The sequence below is a fragment of the Solibacillus sp. FSL W8-0474 genome (assembly GCF_038004065.1).
Taxonomy (GTDB): Bacteria; Bacillota; Bacilli; order Bacillales_A; family Planococcaceae; genus Solibacillus; species Solibacillus faecavium.
This window is the reverse complement of record NZ_JBBOQJ010000001.1, coordinates 2,354,909-2,370,729: the sequence shown is the minus strand read 5'-3', so window position 1 is coordinate 2,370,729 and position 15,821 is coordinate 2,354,909. Positions and strand designations below refer to the sequence as shown.

Here is a 15,821-nt window from a genome sequence, read left to right as displayed (position 1 = left end):
TGCACCCGTTACACTTACTATAAAAAGGGGGTACTACCGATATGAAAAAATTTTCAATCGGCTATCGTACACTGAAAACAGCGCTTGGAGCTTCTATCGCGATAGCAATTGCCCAGTATTTTGATTTACAGTTTTTTACGGCGGCCGGAATTTTAACGATTTTATGTATTCAACCAACTAAACGAAAATCTCTCCATGCAGTTTATACGAGAGTCGTTTCCACATTGGTTGGTATGACATATGCATTCATATTTTTCGAAATATTCGGTTATTCACCGATCGTTTTGGGGATTGTTTTACTTCTATTCATACCTACGATCGTATCATTGCGGGTTGTGGAAGGCTTTATCTCGAGTTCTGTCATTATGATGCATATTTTTTTAACTGCTGATTTTACAACCGATTTACTATTAAATGAATTGGGATTAATGGCAATTGGTTTTGGCGTCGGGGTAGTTATTAATATGTACATGCCTGATATACAGCATGGCCTGTTTTACAATCGTGAAAAGATTGAATCATTATTAAAGAAAATACTGGCGGAAATTGCCGTGTATTTACGAAATGGTGATACGTTATGGGATGGTAAAGAAATTATTGAAGCAGCAAAGGTGATTGAGGCGGGGAAAGCGCTAGCGTTCAAAGATGTCGAAAACCATTTAACACGTAAAGAAAATATATATTATGTGTATTTTGATATGCGTGAAAAGCAGCTCGAAATTATTGAACGTGTGTTGCCTAAAATAACAACACTACCGGTTATGACCGAGCAGGCGCCACTTGTTGCAGCATTTATAGAAGACCTTAGTGAGCATGTTCACTCGGGAAATACAGCAAGTCATTTTTTGGAGAAGTTGGATAAAGTGAAGGAAGAGTTTGCAAAAATGCCGCTGCCTAATGACCATGAGACGTTTATTGCGATGGCATCGTTGTATCAGTTTATTGAGGAAATGGATGCTTATCTTGTTATAAAGCAATCATTTAAAGGTATGAAATAAAAAAATGGATGTACGAAACATCCATTACATGATTGCTGCTACGCCCATTGCCACAGTTGAAATTAACATAATTACAACCATTGAATAAACGACGATCTTTTGGAATTTTTTGTTGCTCATTGTTTTCGCTCCTTCATAATGAACTAATTTTAGTTTAACAAATCTGAAGGAATTCTCAAGTACTATTGAATTACCTCATAGAAATTTTATTATAAGGGAGTCAAACATCGTGGAAAAAGTTGATCATATTGGTATTGCTGTACGCAATATTGAAGAACGTATTACATATTACACAGAAACGCTAGGTTTAAAGCTTTTAAAAATGGAAGAAGTAGAATCTCAGCAAGTGAAAGTAGCGTTCATTGATGCAGGAAATGTGAAAATTGAGCTTCTCGAACCGATGAGTGAAAAGAGTGCGATTCACGGCTTTTTGGAAAAGCGTGGAGAAGGCATTCACCATGTTGCTTTTGGTGTAACGGGGATCCGCGAGCGCATGGCAGAATTACGTGAAAAAGGTGTAAGACTGCTGTCGGACGAGCCAGGCCCAGGTGCTGGTGGCGCAGAAGTGGCGTTTTTACATCCTAAAGACTCATTTGGTGTACTTTATGAATTATGTGATAAAAGCGGAAAAGGGGATAAATAACGATGACAATTACGATGGATATGTTTGATAAAATTAATGAGCTATATGACCGCAAAGAAGCAATCCAGCTTGGTGGCGGCGATGCACGTATTGAAAAGCAACACGAAAAAGGTAAAATGACTGCCCGCGAGCGAATCGAAATGTTATTGGATGAAGGATCATTCGTTGAGATTAACCCATTCATTACACACCGTACTGTTGACTTTGGTATGGGGAAATTAGAGGGACCTGGTGATGGTGTTGTTACAGGTTTCGGTAAAATTAATGGTCGTAATGTTTATTTATTCGCGCAAGATTTTACTGTATTTGGTGGAGCACTAGGTGAAATGCATGCGAAAAAAATCGCTGCAGTTATGGATTTAGCTGCTAAAAACGGTACACCATTTATCGGTATTAATGATTCAGGCGGTGCGCGTATTCAAGAAGGTGTACTTTCTTTAGATGGATATGGCCACATTTTCTACCGTAACTCAATTTATTCAGGTGTTATTCCGCAAATCTCAGTAATTATGGGACCATGTGCTGGCGGTGCTGTTTATTCACCAGCAATTACGGACTTCATCTTAATGGTTGATAAAACGTCTCAAATGTTTATTACAGGTCCAAAAGTAATTGAAACAGTTACAGGTGAGAAAATTTCTGCTGAAGGTTTAGGTGGATCAAAAGTGCATAATGCGGTTTCAGGTAATGCCCACTTCCGCGCTGAAAATGAAGAAGCAGCCATTGCACAAATTCAGCAATTACTATCTTACTTACCGCAAAACAATAAGGAAAAAGCACCGAAGCAGCCAGCTCCAGAAGGCGACAACTTCCGTTCAGAGCTTGTTGATGTCGTTCCGATCGACCAAACGAAATCTTATGATGTTCGTAAAGTAGTAGAACAAGTGGTAGATGAAGGAACATTCATGGAAGTGCAAAAAGAATTTGCGAAAAACATCGTAGTTGGTTTTGCACGTATCGCGGGTGAATCAGTAGGATTAGTTTGTAACCAGCCGAAGTTCTTAGCAGGTGGACTTGATATCGATTCATCTGATAAATTAGCTCGTTTCGTTCGTACATGTGATGCATTTAATGTTCCAGTTATTACATTCGAAGACGTATCTGGTTTCTTCCCAGGTGTTAAGCAAGAGCACGGCGGAATTATCCGACACGGCGCGAAAATTCTTTATGCATACTCAGAAGCAACTGTACCGAAAATTACGGTTATTTTACGTAAAGCATACGGTGGCGCATATGTAGCATTAAACTCAAAAGCAATTGGCGCAGATTTAGTGTTTGCATGGCCGAATGCTGAAATCGCGGTAATGGGTGCTGCTGGTGCAGCGAATATCATTCACGCAGGTGAAATCGCGAAATCTGCAGATCCAGACGCTACACGTGCAGCGAAGATCGAGGAATATAAAGAAAAATTCGCTAACCCATATGTTGCCGCATCTCGCGGTATGGTTGACGATGTAATTGATCCTCGTGAAACGCGTATTAAGCTAATCCAGGCATTGGATATGCTTTCAACGAAGCAAGAAGACCGTCCGTATAAAAAACACGGCAACATTCCACTATAATTTTGACTGTTTAAAACAGTATGGCACCAGCTCTTTATTTTATAGAGGGCTGGTGTTTTTGTTTAAAGTGGGTGAGATGACCGAGCAAGGATTCCGACCAACAAATAAGCGGAGATTTTCCGGCTATTTTAAAGATGGCACTGATTTTGGCTTAAATAAGGGGAAGTTTTCCGTTTATTTAGTGAAAAATTCCCTATATTTATGTTTTTCAGAACAATAAGCGGAATTACTCCCTCTATTTGAGCGATAAAGTATATAATTTTCCAAATAAGCGGAAATTCTCCGTCTATTAGATTCATCACCATAAGTTGGGGATGACAAAATTGAAAAAATAAGATTTTCTAATGAATTGCGTTCTGCTGTTCTACGGGGAAAACGCGTCGAGCAAGTGTTTTTGAAGCTCGCGTCCGTTGTACTCCGTTCCGGGCGGCGTGGCTCCAAAGCTTTTGTCAAAAAGTTTTGCGACGAAAGCGGCAGCGACAGGAGCAACTATTTTCCGCGCACGCTTAATCGCTAAGGAGTCCAGTATTTTGGGCGGCTCACCCTTCGCTCCATGTCACTCTGCTTTGGCGTAACGTAAATTTCTGCAAAAATGAAGATAATAAAACTTAGCATTTCTGCTCTCTGCCGCCTCGCGATAGCGCAAGCGGCTTGATTAGGTGTTTTTTACTTCACTTTATAACGAGGGTATAATTTTGGGATTGGTGGGCCTCGCAAACGGCAATAAAGGCAGTGATAAAGACACGTGGCTTTAGCGCTGTCTTGCCGCAGCCCACCAATCAAGTGGAATTTTATTAGAAAAGCAACCCCATGTTATGGTCGTCTATTTTCCAAGCATCTCTGATTACCATTTTTGAAGAAGGGAGTTAATTTATGAGAAATACAATCATCCGTAAATGGACAAGTGATTGGAATAAATTATATGAGGAAGAAGCAAGGCGGCTAAAGGATATTTTCCAGGAAGAGTTAATTCAAATTTATCATATTGGAAGTACAGCTATTCCGACTATAGGCTATGCAAAACCGATTATCGATATTGTGATTGGACTTTCAAATATTGATAAGACTGTACTTTATGATGAAAAAATGTGTCAACTTGGCTATGAAGTACGAGGTGAAAACGGCATAACAGACCGTCGTTATTATACAAAAGGTGGTCATAATCGAAGCCATCATGTGCATATTTATCGTGCTGGTCATGAAAATATAAATAAGCATTTACAATTTAAATATTATTTAATGAATCATCCTGAGCAAGCACGAAAATACGGACAATTGAAAATAGAACTTGCAACTAAATTTCCAGATGATACGTCCAGTTACCAACAAGCTAAAGAAAGTTTCGTAACCGGGCTAATGGAAGAAGCACAGGAATGGTCGATTATTAAAAAATCCTATGGATACATAACAAGAATGACAGAGGCAGAGACTCAAATTCTAGTATTTCAGCATCCGGTAAAGAAAGCAGGTATTCAAATTCCTAAAGGAACCGTAAAGCATAGGGAGCTGCCTGTTGATGCAGTGAAGCGAGAAATGGAGGAGGAAACGGGGTTAAGCAATTTCCCCGACATTCATTATCTGATTGACGATTTCTGGGAAAATGATGATGGCGTAATTCATCACCGATACTTTTATCGGTTAAATATAGATGAGACTCAAGATGAATGGAACTAGAACCAACTGGTGGTGGAGCAGAAGATGGTAAGGTATTCCGTTTTTTCTGGGTTACACCGGATGATGGGAAACTGCTCATTCGAGGTCATGCGGATTATTTTCCGTTAATATCATTAAAAAAGCACAATTTGGGGTGATGGATTGAAATTAAAAGAGGTTATCAATTTTTTGTTGTATTCGGCGATGATCGGCTTTATCGGCTACTTTTGCCATCTTTTATCAGAACTGTTTATGGGCATGCTTTTATTCATTGCAGCAGATGCACCACCGGGAGATATATCGAATAGTGGACGTCTGTTTTATATTGCATTCTATACATTGGGTACTTTACTTGTGCAATTTGTTTATAGTGTTATTCACTGGTCCATTGCATCGTTACTAAAAATACCTTTCCCGAAACGACTAGTTATTCTGTTGAATATAGTTGTCGGTATTTTGATAGCTGGTTCATTAATATATAATTTTGTTATAAATAACGGCAGTTTTTTGTAAGGCTAGTCCACAACGTTCGGGATATTGACTGGAACTCTTTGTTTTACCGGTTCTTTTTCGTAAGGATGCTCGTGCTCAGCAAATAGAAAAATGGCCCCTTGCTCAATTCCGTGACCATAATGCGCGACTTCCTCTTGTGTAAGCTGCAAAATCCGCAAGCTCACTTCATATACATTTTGACCTGTAATTAAGCTAATCATCTGATCCATCCAATTGCCGGCAGCGTGTATGTTGATTTCGGTATACATTTTTAAAGAATGAAGAGGACGGATATCTTTAGCAAATAGATGGATTTCATGCTCAGAAAAGCCATGCGCACGAATAATATTAAGCTTTGCCAATGCTTCGTCAACTGAATATACTAACCCGATTTCACGTCGATACTCCATCATTGTCACCTCTTTTTTTTCATTGTAATGGATTTTTTAATGAAGTGGTAGTAATAACAAAATGAAATCATACTATTAAAAATATAAAATGCAGAAAATTCGAAACTTATACCACTTTCAATCCGTAGATCATAAAAAGGGAGGTTTTTTTTGATGGGGAACTATTCCATTCGTGATTTTGTGAATAAAACACAGCAAGACCAGCTGGAAAATGATTTTTTTGAACTGGAAACAGAGCGCGTGCTAGAGGTGAATTTGAACGGGGAAGTATGGTCAAAAATGGGCGCGATGATTGCGTATGTTGGTTCCATTAAGTTTGAGCGTGAGCGGATGCTTGAGCATGGTATGTCAAAAATGTTTAAAAAGGCGCTGACGGGTGAGGGTACACAGCTGATGAAGGCAAAAGGTAAGGGGCGCCTCTATTTAGCGGACCAAGGGAAAAAGGTGACAATCTTTGATTTACAAAATGAAAGTTTATGTGTCAATGGCAACGACTTGCTAGCTTTTGAACCTACTATTCAATGGGATATTCATTTAATGCGTAAAATAGCCGGAATGATGGCAGGCGGTTTGTTTAATGTGACGCTAAAAGGTAAAGGGAAAGTAGCGATTACTACCCATTTTGAACCATTAACATTGATTGTAAAGCCTGGTGAGACGGTTTATACCGATCCGAACGCCACAGTAGCTTGGTCTGGTAACTTAAAGCCGGAATTTGTAACAGATATTACATTTCGTACGCTAATTGGCAGAGGGAGCAGTGAATCAATTCAAATGGCGTTTTCAGGAGAAGGTTTTGTAATTATTCAGCCGTTTGAGGAAGTGTATTTGTCGTCAGAAAGTTAACGAAGTAAAATTTACAGCAATGTTCGAAGGAGTAGACCTATGTTTTTAAAAACGATCAAATTAAAAAAAGATCAAATCCCTAATTATAGTGAGTATCCTTTTTCCATTCCATTTATTCGTCATATGAATGAGCTGGATGTCGATGTACCAGTTACTTTTTTTGTTGGCGAAAATGGTGCAGGAAAATCAACATTACTCGAAGCGATTGCAGATCAAGTCGGCTTCAATCCAGCAGGGGGCAGTACACAAAATTATAAGGCATATGAGGTGCATGAAGCTGAATCTGCGCTTGGAGAGTTTGTGAAACTTTCATGGTGGCCAAAAGTGACAAACGGCTTTTTCCTGCGTGCCGAAACATTTTATCAGTTTGCTTCCCACTTAGATGAAACCGATATGAACGGCTATAAAGCATATGGGGGGAAATCGCTTCATCATCAATCTCACGGGGAATCGTTCTTTTCACTTTTTCAGCATCGTTTTACAGAACAGGCCATTTATTTACTAGATGAGCCGGAAGCCGCGTTGTCTCCAGCCAGACAGTTGGCTTTTTTGACATTATTAAATGACTTAGTTAAAGAGGGAAATGTACAGTTTATTATTGCGACACATTCTCCGATTTTACTAGGGTTTCCGAATGCAGTTATATACCAATTTGACGAACACGGCATCGAGCAGGTTGAATATGAACAAACGGAGCATTATCAAATTACATCCTACTTTTTGAAACACCGGGAGAAAATGCTGAAAGAGCTTTTTGAAGAGGAAGAGGACTAGAAGGTAAGTTTATATTATAGGAGGCGGTAAGTATGGAATGGCAGCAATTGCACCAACTTTCGGAAGAGTATCAATTACAGTTGCTTGAAGCAGATAAGCTACATAAAAAAATCGAAAATGTGGAAAAACTTCTCTCCCATGCGAAACGGGAAATAGATCGACATCAGCTGGATCTGCAAAACGCACGCCAACAATTAAATAAGCTAGAGAACTTTTCTTTTATCAACTTATTCCGTGGTTGGTCAGGGAAAAAGGATGAGTTGATGGAGCAAAATCTTGACCGTGTTGCAGTCATAGAATTAAAGCTTACAGAAGCTCAATTAACATATGAGGATTTGCAGGACGATCACGTCGAACTGATTGATAAATTAAATGGGATTAATGAACCTTATGTGGGGCAGCAGTTAAAGCAAATTAATGATCAAAAGCAGCAATGGCTACAGCAACATGCAGCACATGTCGCAGCTGAGCTTACGAGTATTACCGAACAGGAGCTGTTATGCAGACAGCTAATGAAAGAAATTAAGGAAGCGATTGACGCGGGGAACCATGCGTTAACAAAGCTAACAGACGCCGGATATGCGCTAAATGATGCGAAAAGCTATTCTACCTGGGATACGTTTTTAGGCGGAGGATTTATGGCTACGATGATGAAGCACGATAAATTGAAAGAATCTAATAATTATTTACATGGTGCGCAAATTGCTTTACAACGTTTCCAAAATGAACTCCTGGATGTGAAGGAAATACGCCAGGATGCCCTCATTATTGATACGGACGGTTTTGTCATGTTTACCGATTACTTCTTCGATAATATTTTCACCGATTGGTCGATCCATTCAAAAATTACGACATCTATGAATCAAATTTCACGCGTACAGGATGATGTCGCAAATACAATTAGTGAGTTGGAGCAAAAGCTGGATATCGCATCACGAAAAGAAGCAGCGCTCATAAAACAGAAAGAAGCAATACTGAATGCCGATGATCTTTCATTGTTTTTTCAAAAATAGAGGCGTAAAATAAAGCGTAAACTTGTTTAGTTAAAAGGAGTTATGGAATATGAATCGTTTAGTAGAAGAGTTTTTACAATTAGTGCAAATTGATTCGGAAACAAAGCACGAAGAAATCATTGCACCTGTATTAGTAGAAAAATTGGAGCAAATGGGCTTTGAAGTATACCAGGATGATGCGCATACACGCAATGGTCATGGGGCAGGCAATATTATCGCTACATTAAAAGGCGATGAATCAATCGAACCAATTTATTTCACAGTACATATGGACACAGTTGTACCAGGAAAAGGGATTAAGCCTGAAATTCGAGAAGATGGCTATATTTATTCTGATGGCACGACTATTTTGGGCGCGGACGATAAAGCAGGTATGGCAGCATTATTTGAAATGGCACGTCGTTTAAAAGAAAAGAATGTCGCACATGGTACGATTCAATTCATTATTACTGCCGGTGAAGAAAGTGGCTTGGTCGGTGCAAAGGAACTGGATCCATCGAAAATTATAGCGAAATACGGTTTTGCTGTAGACAGTGACGGAAAAGTAGGCGGCATCGTTGTAGCAGCTCCTTTCCAGGCAAAAGTTTTTGCAAAAGTAATCGGTAAAAAGGCACATGCGGGTGTTGCACCGGAAAAAGGTATTTCAGCAATTACGGTAGCTGCCAAAGCTGTTGCTCAAATGAACCTTGGTCGTCTGGATGAAGAAACAACTGCAAATATCGGCCGCTTTGAAGGTGGACAGGCGACGAATATCGTATGTGATGAAGTAAATATTTTAGCAGAAGCCCGTTCAATCGATGAATCAAAATTAAATGCACAAACAGCACATATGAAAGAAACATTCGAGCGTGTCGCAAAAGAAAACGGTGCACGTGCAGAAGTAGAAGTAAAATTAATGTATCCTGGTTTCAGTGTAACAGAAGATGATCAAGTGGTGAAAATTGCAAAGGCTGCAGTAGAGGCAGTTGATCGCACACCACTGTTAGGTATTTCAGGAGGCGGTAGTGATGCGAATGTCATTGCAGGCTTTGGAATTCCGACAGTAAACTTATCGGTAGGCTATGAGGAAATTCATACAACGAACGAAAGAATGCCGATAGAAGAACTGGAAAAGCTGGCCGATTTATTAGAAGCCATTATTATCGAAACGTCGAAATAAGAGGTGAGCATATATGGGATTTGAAAAAGCAGTCGTATTTTTATGCGGGACAGAAGAGTATGCCGTACCAGTTGAGCAAGTTGTCTCTATTGAAAAATTGGAGCGCGTAACACCTATACCGCACTTACCGAATTATTTATTAGGTTTTTCACGGATTCGTGGGGAGCTTACACCGATCATTGATTTTCAGACTATCTTATACAACCGTCCAACAGATACGAAAAACTCAAAAGTCATCGTATTAAAAACGGAAATGATAAACTACGGTCTTTTAGTAGTAGATGCGAAGGAAATTATTGATTTTGAAGAGGGCGTTTTAAAACAGCTAGGCCTTGTTAATTATAATAAAACGAAATATTTTACAGCTGTAGCGAATTTGGAGAACCGCATGATTTCCTGTGTTGACCCAAGCATTCTCGTTCATTCACTTGAGGGCATGCGTGAAATTATTGACTATTTACAAAAGATGCTCGCAGACGAACAAACGAACGTATAAATGAAAGTACATGTTTTACCGAAAAAAAGGAGCGTATCATCAAATATAATGATAGCTCCTTTTTTCACTTTAAAGGAATTGTCTTTTTCTTTTTAAATTGTTTTAAGTAGGCGAATCCCGCAAAGCCGAAAACAATAATCGAAATAATGGCCAACGTTAACACGATATTTTCTTCTACCCAAGGAATATTTCCGAGTAAAAAACCTCCACCGAGCCAGACGACGGTCCAAAGTATGGCACCAATAAAGTTGTAACGTAAAAAAGTTGAGTAGGATAACCCGGAATAACCGCATATAAAAGGAGTCATCGTTCGCATTAATGGAACAAACCGGGAAAAAGTAATGGCAACACGGTCATATTCCTCTAAAAATTTTAACGCTTTTTCGTTCGTTTCTTCAGAAATGAATCGCATAAAAAGGTTACGCCTTTCCGGGATTGTCCGAACGATTTTACCGATTAAGTAATTGTTGCTATCTGCAAGTGTTGTTGCGACAATAAATATAATCAGTAATGTAATTAAATCAAGCTTTCCAATCGCAGCTAATGTACCGCTCGTAAAAACCGTACTGTCTCCCGGCAGGAACGTTAATATGACAAAGGCAGTTTTTGAGAAAACGACCGCAAATAATAGTACGTAAATATATAAGCCGAGTTCTTTTATGTAATAAAAAATGACCTGATCGATTTCCCGTAAAAATTGAATGATATCAAGTAGCATGTATTGTTCTCCTATCAATAGGATTAGTAAATTCAAGTATAACGGATACAGGCATTTTTATGTTATAAAAAGCATCGGAGAATAAATGAGTGAGGTGAGAGAAGATGAACAATCCAAAGCAACCTAAAATAGACATACCAAAAACGAGATCGGAATGGGTAATGGATATTATTGGCTATGTGGCATTGGCCGTTATGATTGCCATTTTAGTGATGAACTGGCGTGACATGCCAAATGAAGTTCCGGCTCATTTTGACGGCAGCGGGACTGTTGATCGTTGGGGCTCTAAAATGGAACTTATAATATTACCAGGCATTGCTATTGCATTGCATTCCTTTTTAATAGTATTTGAAAAATTTCCTCAGTCACATAATTACCCTGAAAGATTGAACGAATCCAATCGTGAAGCCTTCTATCAAAACAGTCGCCAAACATTAAATTATATGCGAAATATAATTAATATATTATTTGCCTACATCGTATACCGGAGCGTTGCTATTGCGTTAGGTGATGACGCTGTAATTGGCTGGCCGTTCTTTGTAATTCTGATTGTGCTGTTCATCGTACTAATTTGGAAGATGATTAGAACTAGTAAGATAAAATGATAGTTTCTAATGTCATGCTCCTAGAAGGGTTAAACATAATATAAAAAAGCGCATTCGATTTAGTCATCGAATACGCTTTTTTGCTAGTTTGCAGTTTTATTGACACTTTTCACAAATTATAGGATTTGCCGTTCTGGCAATGGCTTGATCCATTCTTGACACAAGCATTTTCTTTTCTGCAGGCATTGTAATATGAGCGATAAAACGGTCACCCTCTTCAATTTTACCTGCACAGTTTGTACAGATGAGTAGTCTCGGTGTAAATAGATTCTTGATTTTATTTACCATGTAGATCAACTCCAGTCTTTCATTTTGGGCTATTCTTTATTTATTCTACAATGATTACTATAAGTCTTTTTTCTGTTTATAAATATTTTATAATTACTTACAAATTTCTTCGTTTCGTTCGTCTATATAAATAAGAGAGGTGAAAGACATGGACTTTGATGAGTTGTATGAGCTTCATTTTCATAAAACATATCAATACATACGGTATATGGTATCCAATGCACAACTGGCTGAGGATTTGACGCAGGATACTTTTTTACGGATTTATAAATCTAATACAGAAAACGTCGCTAATTTTCAAACCTATATAAGGCAAGTTGCCAGAAATCTTGTTTATGACTATTACCGGAAAAAGGCATTAATTCAATGGCTGCCATTTAAAAGCGCTCCGGAACAGCAGGAATTCGTTTATGTGCCACATGAATGGCTAGTGCAGGAGGAAGCGCGGAAGCAATTATACGAAGCACTTCAACAATTAAAGCCCGTGCAGCGTGAAGTGATTATTTACCGCAAAATTGAAGAGCTCTCAATTCAGGAAACATGTGACATTATGGGTTTAACTGCTATGAAAATAGCCAATACACAGCGAAGTGCAATGAAGGCATTGCAGCAGCTTTTAGGGGGTGAAATTGATGAAGCTTGATGAACGATTACAAGAGTTAAATAAAATTCCCGAAAATGAACGATTAAAACAAACGATATTAAACAAAATAAAAGATCAACCAGTAAAAAAATCTAGTTCATTGAAACCTCTACGAGAATTGGGTGTCATCACAGCTATTTGTTTTATCGCCCTATTTTTATTTTATACATCCAATAATCAAATAAATCAGGCAGCTTCAGGTGAAATTGCTAAAATCACCTCGTATAAAAACCTTGGCGAAAAGGAATTTAGGGGGAAGTCATCAACAAATTATATGGGGGTAGAAAATATAACAACTCCCAGTATTGTGACCTTATTTGAGAATTTATCTGAACTCCCAACAATTTCGGCTCCTGAAAAGTTTGATTTTAAACATTATGATATTGTCGTTTTATATAAAAATGGGGAGCAGCATCAATATGAATTGGCAGTGAATTATTTATATGATATTAAGCAAGACCTATATTATCCCGGATATGAAGAGTATCCAGCGATTTTTTCAGATTTGGTTGATGCCCATAATAAAATACAGCTTTCGATTATATGGATTGCTGTAGCCGTGCTTCTGATGCAGGCCTGTACTGCAATTTATTACAATCGCAGAAAACTTTATAGACCAAATAAAATACAGGGGTTAGGGATTTCTTTAATAGTTAATTTAACTATTTTAGCTCTGCTCTTTTGGTATCACAATACAATTGGACCGTTGTATAAACCGCTTTTAATAATATTAGCAGTTGGTTATGGATTCAGTGTGTGGCTGCCGATGAAGCGTCATATTACAAATTTGAATATTTTAAAGGTGGAAAAGTATAAAATTTTGGTGATTGTTTTACTTTTTATTAGCTGGATAGTTACGTACTAACAGAAAATATCTTAAATGTACTCAATCGGAGGGACAGTAGAAAGTCTTTCCGTTGGGTACTTTTTTTATAAACTACTTAATTATAGAGGAAATGGTTAATATCAAATATATGACAAAAATTGTAAATTTATAAAATTGCTAAAGTGAAACGGTTTTGTTACGAATGCCGCTATTTTTTAAGCTTTTTTATTACTCTTAAACCTTAAAATACGATGACAAAAACAATATTATTTGTTAAAATATTCTTATAATTCAGAATAAATTTGGGGGTGTTGTTTTGTATATGGACTATCAACTAAAGGAAAGGTTTGGTGAGTTTTTTTTACAAAGGAACTATAAAATAATCTATGAAAATACTTCCATTACATTTCAGAAACTTGTATCTTTTGAAGAATTTTTAAAACTATCTATTAAGTTTAATAATGGTGTGAGTCAATATAATTGTATCGCATCCAATATTATTCATGGCTTGTACCGATATATATGGGTTGATGACGCACAAACGAAGGCGGTAATAATAGCTTTTGATGAATACGATATCATTCAGGGACTATATTTTAGACTGTTTGAGACAACATATACAATGAGTGAACAAATAAGGACAAAGAATACATACAGGATGCCGATTACGGATGAATGGTTTGTTTTTTGGAATGGCACGCAAGAATATTTGAACTACCATTATTCATTTGAACAAATAAGATATGCATATGGTTTTGCGAAATTAGTTAATAATCAGACATACAGAGGTTGCCCACTAAAAAACGAAAATTATTTTGCCTTCGGAGCTGAAGTTGTAGCTCCTGCTGATGGAACTGTTGTCCAAGTAATGGATTCGATAAAAGACAATATACCAGGCGAAAGAGATGAAGAGAATATTCTAGGTAACTATTGTATTATTGCACATGAAAAGAATGAATTTAGTATGATTGCTCACTTAAAAAAGGATTCGATTTGTGTAAACATAGGGGACCATGTAAAGACTGGGGACCTATTGGGTTTATGCGGGAACTCAGGCTACTCCTCTGAAGCTCATATCCATTTTCAAGTGATGAATCATGCTAATTTCATGCAAGCAAAATTATTGCGCATTCAATTTTCGGATGAATCTGACCTTATTCAAGGGGAAATATTGAAGCCGAGTTAAACTATCTTTCTATAATTACTGTTATAAATAAGTCTCCATTACAAATAAAATCCCACCATATAGATAGTGTCGACTTTTATTTAGAAACCTGTTCTAAATTTTAAGGTACAGTACCGAAATGGTGGTTTTTCTTTGTATTAATATTTATAAAGTAAATACTTTCGTATGTATACGTAAATTTCTCTTTCAAATAGCAATCTTAAATATATTAAAATATCCTATAGAGAATTTAAAAAAATTTGGAGGATGTAATAAAAATGATACAGTTATTGGGATGGATTTTATTATGGGGGATCCCGATCCTATTGATTTGGAGCATTGTTTTAAGTATTATCCGATTTGTTAAAGAGCCTAAATTAGATCATTTTTTGGAACGGATATTATTGTTTATTGGCTTAATTTATTCTTATATTGTGAATTCTCTTGCTGCGTGGTTTGGTCTCATATCTTTTATTATGGGAATCTTAGGTTATCTAGATGGAACAATTATTGGTCCGACCATGCTTACTATTTGGAGTATTTTTAATGTATTATTTTTTCCCTCGATACAATATGCCGGAATGAATTAGCAGAACACAGGTTTAAGGTTGCTATTATAGTTATCCAAAGATAGAAAATTTCTATATTACTTAAAGAAAAATCCTGCAGAATGTCGACAAAAGGTCCGAGAAACCTTTTGTCTTTTTATTATAAATTTTAAATAGGTGCTTAGCAGGAACAAGTTGTTCACGTTCATTAATTACTAGTCATCGTAGATATCGTATCTTACTTTATTTAAAGCGGTGAATAAGTTGATTGGAATGCAGGGACCGTGACTCCACTGGGAACAGCAAAATTTATTTTGCGACGAGTAACCGCAGGAGCACCGCGCGGAAGATCCACTAAATTGTGCCTGCCGTTGTAGGCACAATTTAGTTAGCTGGATCCGTGCCCGGGGAAAGCATCGGTCCCGGAATGGAAATTTACGGTTTAATATTAATATCATTATAAAAAACATTTTTAAGAGTTTGTCTCAGTCTCCCCTGTTTTCTTAAACAGGGTTTTTGTTCTGCAAATATACTCCTTATTAGAATTACATCATTATAAAAATATATTAATTTTTGGAATCTTTTTTAACGATTTTTTCGTACATTAAAAGTGGAAAGGAAATGGAGGCAGCAAAATGGAGAAAACAAAGAAATTGATGGTCGGTATTTCCGCAACAGCACTTTCATTAACCTTGGCTGGGTGCGGGACTTCGACAAACAGTTTACCGCCAAAGCCTACTGATAAAAGCTGTAATGATTGGGACTGGTCAGAGGAAGATGGTGTTTGGCGATGTGATGAAAGTCGCTCAGGCTATTATGGGGCGTACTATTATGGCGGCAGGTACTATAACAATAAATCGGCACTACATAGTAACAGTAATTATAACAGTTATAAAAACAGTTCAAGTTTTAAAGCCACTCAGTCCAGCTCTGGGTTTGGTAGTGGTACAAAAAGTTTCGGTGGATAGGAGAGACAAAAAAG

General features: G+C 37.5%; 21 protein-coding genes. 17 read left to right on the top strand and 4 right to left on the bottom strand.

From position 1 onward, the window contains the following. The first annotated feature begins 41 nt into the window (after positions 1-41). Positions 42-998 carry an aromatic acid exporter family protein gene (locus tag NYE67_RS11945; RefSeq protein ID WP_340728309.1) on the top strand — a complete coding sequence of 319 codons (957 nt, stop codon included), beginning with the start codon at positions 42-44 and terminating at the stop codon, positions 996-998. A gap of 24 nt (positions 999-1,022) precedes the next feature. Here NYE67_RS11945 and prli42 read toward each other — a convergent pair whose 3' ends face one another. After that, entirely contained in the window at positions 1,023-1,118 is a 96-nt protein-coding gene (prli42, locus tag NYE67_RS11940; RefSeq protein ID WP_008404197.1) for a stressosome-associated protein Prli42, read from the bottom strand. A gap of 109 nt (positions 1,119-1,227) precedes the next feature. Between prli42 and mce the strand changes: the two genes are divergently transcribed. From mce to NYE67_RS11915, 5 genes are all read left to right on the top strand, one after another. Next, a complete protein-coding gene (gene mce / locus NYE67_RS11935; protein ID WP_336046916.1) occupies positions 1,228-1,641 on the top strand; it encodes a methylmalonyl-CoA epimerase in 414 nt (137 codons plus the stop codon). A gap of 14 nt (positions 1,642-1,655) precedes the next feature. Continuing rightward, positions 1,656-3,203 carry an acyl-CoA carboxylase subunit beta gene (locus NYE67_RS11930; protein WP_340728780.1) on the top strand — a complete coding sequence of 516 codons (1,548 nt, stop codon included), beginning with the start codon at positions 1,656-1,658 and terminating at the stop codon, positions 3,201-3,203. An 873-nt stretch (positions 3,204-4,076) separates the two neighbouring features. After that, the gene (locus NYE67_RS11925) at positions 4,077-4,877 is read left to right on the top strand and encodes a GrpB family protein (RefSeq protein WP_340730183.1); all 801 of its coding nucleotides are present in this window, start codon (positions 4,077-4,079) and stop codon (positions 4,875-4,877) included. Continuing rightward, positions 4,868-5,014, top strand: coding sequence for a hypothetical protein (locus NYE67_RS11920; RefSeq protein WP_340730182.1), 147 nt, complete (start codon positions 4,868-4,870; stop codon positions 5,012-5,014). The genes NYE67_RS11925 and NYE67_RS11920 overlap by 10 nt, the downstream gene beginning before the upstream one ends. 4 nt (positions 5,015-5,018) lie before the next feature. After that, positions 5,019-5,369 (top strand): hypothetical protein, encoded by a 351-nt coding sequence (locus NYE67_RS11915; RefSeq protein WP_340728307.1) that lies wholly within the window; start codon positions 5,019-5,021, stop codon positions 5,367-5,369. Between the two features lie 2 nt (positions 5,370-5,371). Here the strand turns inward: NYE67_RS11915 and NYE67_RS11910 are convergent, their stop codons facing one another. Further along, on the bottom strand, positions 5,372-5,761 hold the full coding sequence (locus NYE67_RS11910; protein ID WP_340728306.1) for a general stress protein: 390 nt from the start codon (positions 5,759-5,761) through the stop codon (positions 5,372-5,374). A 150-nt stretch (positions 5,762-5,911) separates the two neighbouring features. Between NYE67_RS11910 and NYE67_RS11905 the strand changes: the two genes are divergently transcribed. From NYE67_RS11905 to NYE67_RS11885, 5 genes are read left to right on the top strand one after another with little or no spacing between them, the layout of a single operon-like run. Beyond that, on the top strand, positions 5,912-6,604 hold the full coding sequence (locus NYE67_RS11905; RefSeq protein ID WP_340728305.1) for an AIM24 family protein: 693 nt from the start codon (positions 5,912-5,914) through the stop codon (positions 6,602-6,604). A gap of 39 nt (positions 6,605-6,643) precedes the next feature. Further along, positions 6,644-7,378, top strand: a complete 735-nt coding sequence (locus NYE67_RS11900; RefSeq protein WP_340728304.1) for an AAA family ATPase — start codon at positions 6,644-6,646, stop codon at positions 7,376-7,378. Positions 7,379-7,410: 32 nt separating this feature from the next. Beyond that, positions 7,411-8,391, top strand: coding sequence for a hypothetical protein (locus NYE67_RS11895; protein WP_340728303.1), 981 nt, complete (start codon positions 7,411-7,413; stop codon positions 8,389-8,391). A gap of 49 nt (positions 8,392-8,440) precedes the next feature. Then, a complete protein-coding gene (locus NYE67_RS11890; RefSeq protein WP_340730181.1) occupies positions 8,441-9,550 on the top strand; it encodes a M20/M25/M40 family metallo-hydrolase in 1,110 nt (369 codons plus the stop codon). A gap of 13 nt (positions 9,551-9,563) precedes the next feature. Further along, positions 9,564-10,046, top strand: coding sequence for a chemotaxis protein CheW (locus tag NYE67_RS11885; RefSeq protein ID WP_340728301.1), 483 nt, complete (start codon positions 9,564-9,566; stop codon positions 10,044-10,046). Between the two features lie 64 nt (positions 10,047-10,110). On the opposite strand, the gene NYE67_RS11880 is transcribed toward NYE67_RS11885, so the two are convergent. Further along, positions 10,111-10,764 (bottom strand): DedA family protein, encoded by a 654-nt coding sequence (locus NYE67_RS11880; RefSeq protein ID WP_340730180.1) that lies wholly within the window; start codon positions 10,762-10,764, stop codon positions 10,111-10,113. Positions 10,765-10,868: 104 nt separating this feature from the next. Between NYE67_RS11880 and NYE67_RS11875 the strand changes: the two genes are divergently transcribed. Then, the gene (locus NYE67_RS11875) at positions 10,869-11,369 is read left to right on the top strand and encodes a DUF1648 domain-containing protein (protein ID WP_340730179.1); all 501 of its coding nucleotides are present in this window, start codon (positions 10,869-10,871) and stop codon (positions 11,367-11,369) included. A 96-nt stretch (positions 11,370-11,465) separates the two neighbouring features. Here the strand turns inward: NYE67_RS11875 and NYE67_RS11870 are convergent, their stop codons facing one another. Further along, positions 11,466-11,657 carry a hypothetical protein gene (locus NYE67_RS11870; RefSeq protein ID WP_340730178.1) on the bottom strand — a complete coding sequence of 64 codons (192 nt, stop codon included), beginning with the start codon at positions 11,655-11,657 and terminating at the stop codon, positions 11,466-11,468. A 148-nt stretch (positions 11,658-11,805) separates the two neighbouring features. On the opposite strand from NYE67_RS11870, the gene NYE67_RS11865 reads away from it, so the two are divergent. The 5 genes from NYE67_RS11865 (at position 11,806) to NYE67_RS11845 (ending at position 15,807) form a co-directional block, all read left to right on the top strand. Next, positions 11,806-12,300, top strand: coding sequence for an RNA polymerase sigma factor (locus NYE67_RS11865; protein WP_191699940.1), 495 nt, complete (start codon positions 11,806-11,808; stop codon positions 12,298-12,300). After that, complete coding sequence (locus NYE67_RS11860; protein WP_340730177.1) at positions 12,290-13,165, top strand: dehydrogenase; 876 nt, start codon at positions 12,290-12,292, stop codon at positions 13,163-13,165. The genes NYE67_RS11865 and NYE67_RS11860 overlap by 11 nt, the downstream gene beginning before the upstream one ends. Positions 13,166-13,448: 283 nt before the next feature. After that, positions 13,449-14,312 carry a M23 family metallopeptidase gene (locus NYE67_RS11855; RefSeq protein ID WP_340728779.1) on the top strand — a complete coding sequence of 288 codons (864 nt, stop codon included), beginning with the start codon at positions 13,449-13,451 and terminating at the stop codon, positions 14,310-14,312. A gap of 257 nt (positions 14,313-14,569) precedes the next feature. Continuing rightward, positions 14,570-14,881, top strand: a complete 312-nt coding sequence (locus tag NYE67_RS11850; protein ID WP_340730176.1) for a hypothetical protein — start codon at positions 14,570-14,572, stop codon at positions 14,879-14,881. A gap of 593 nt (positions 14,882-15,474) precedes the next feature. After that, positions 15,475-15,807: an aminotransferase yhxA gene (locus tag NYE67_RS11845; protein ID WP_339212760.1), complete on the top strand. Its 333-nt coding sequence runs from the start codon at positions 15,475-15,477 to the stop codon at positions 15,805-15,807. The last annotated feature ends 14 nt before the right edge of the window (positions 15,808-15,821 follow it).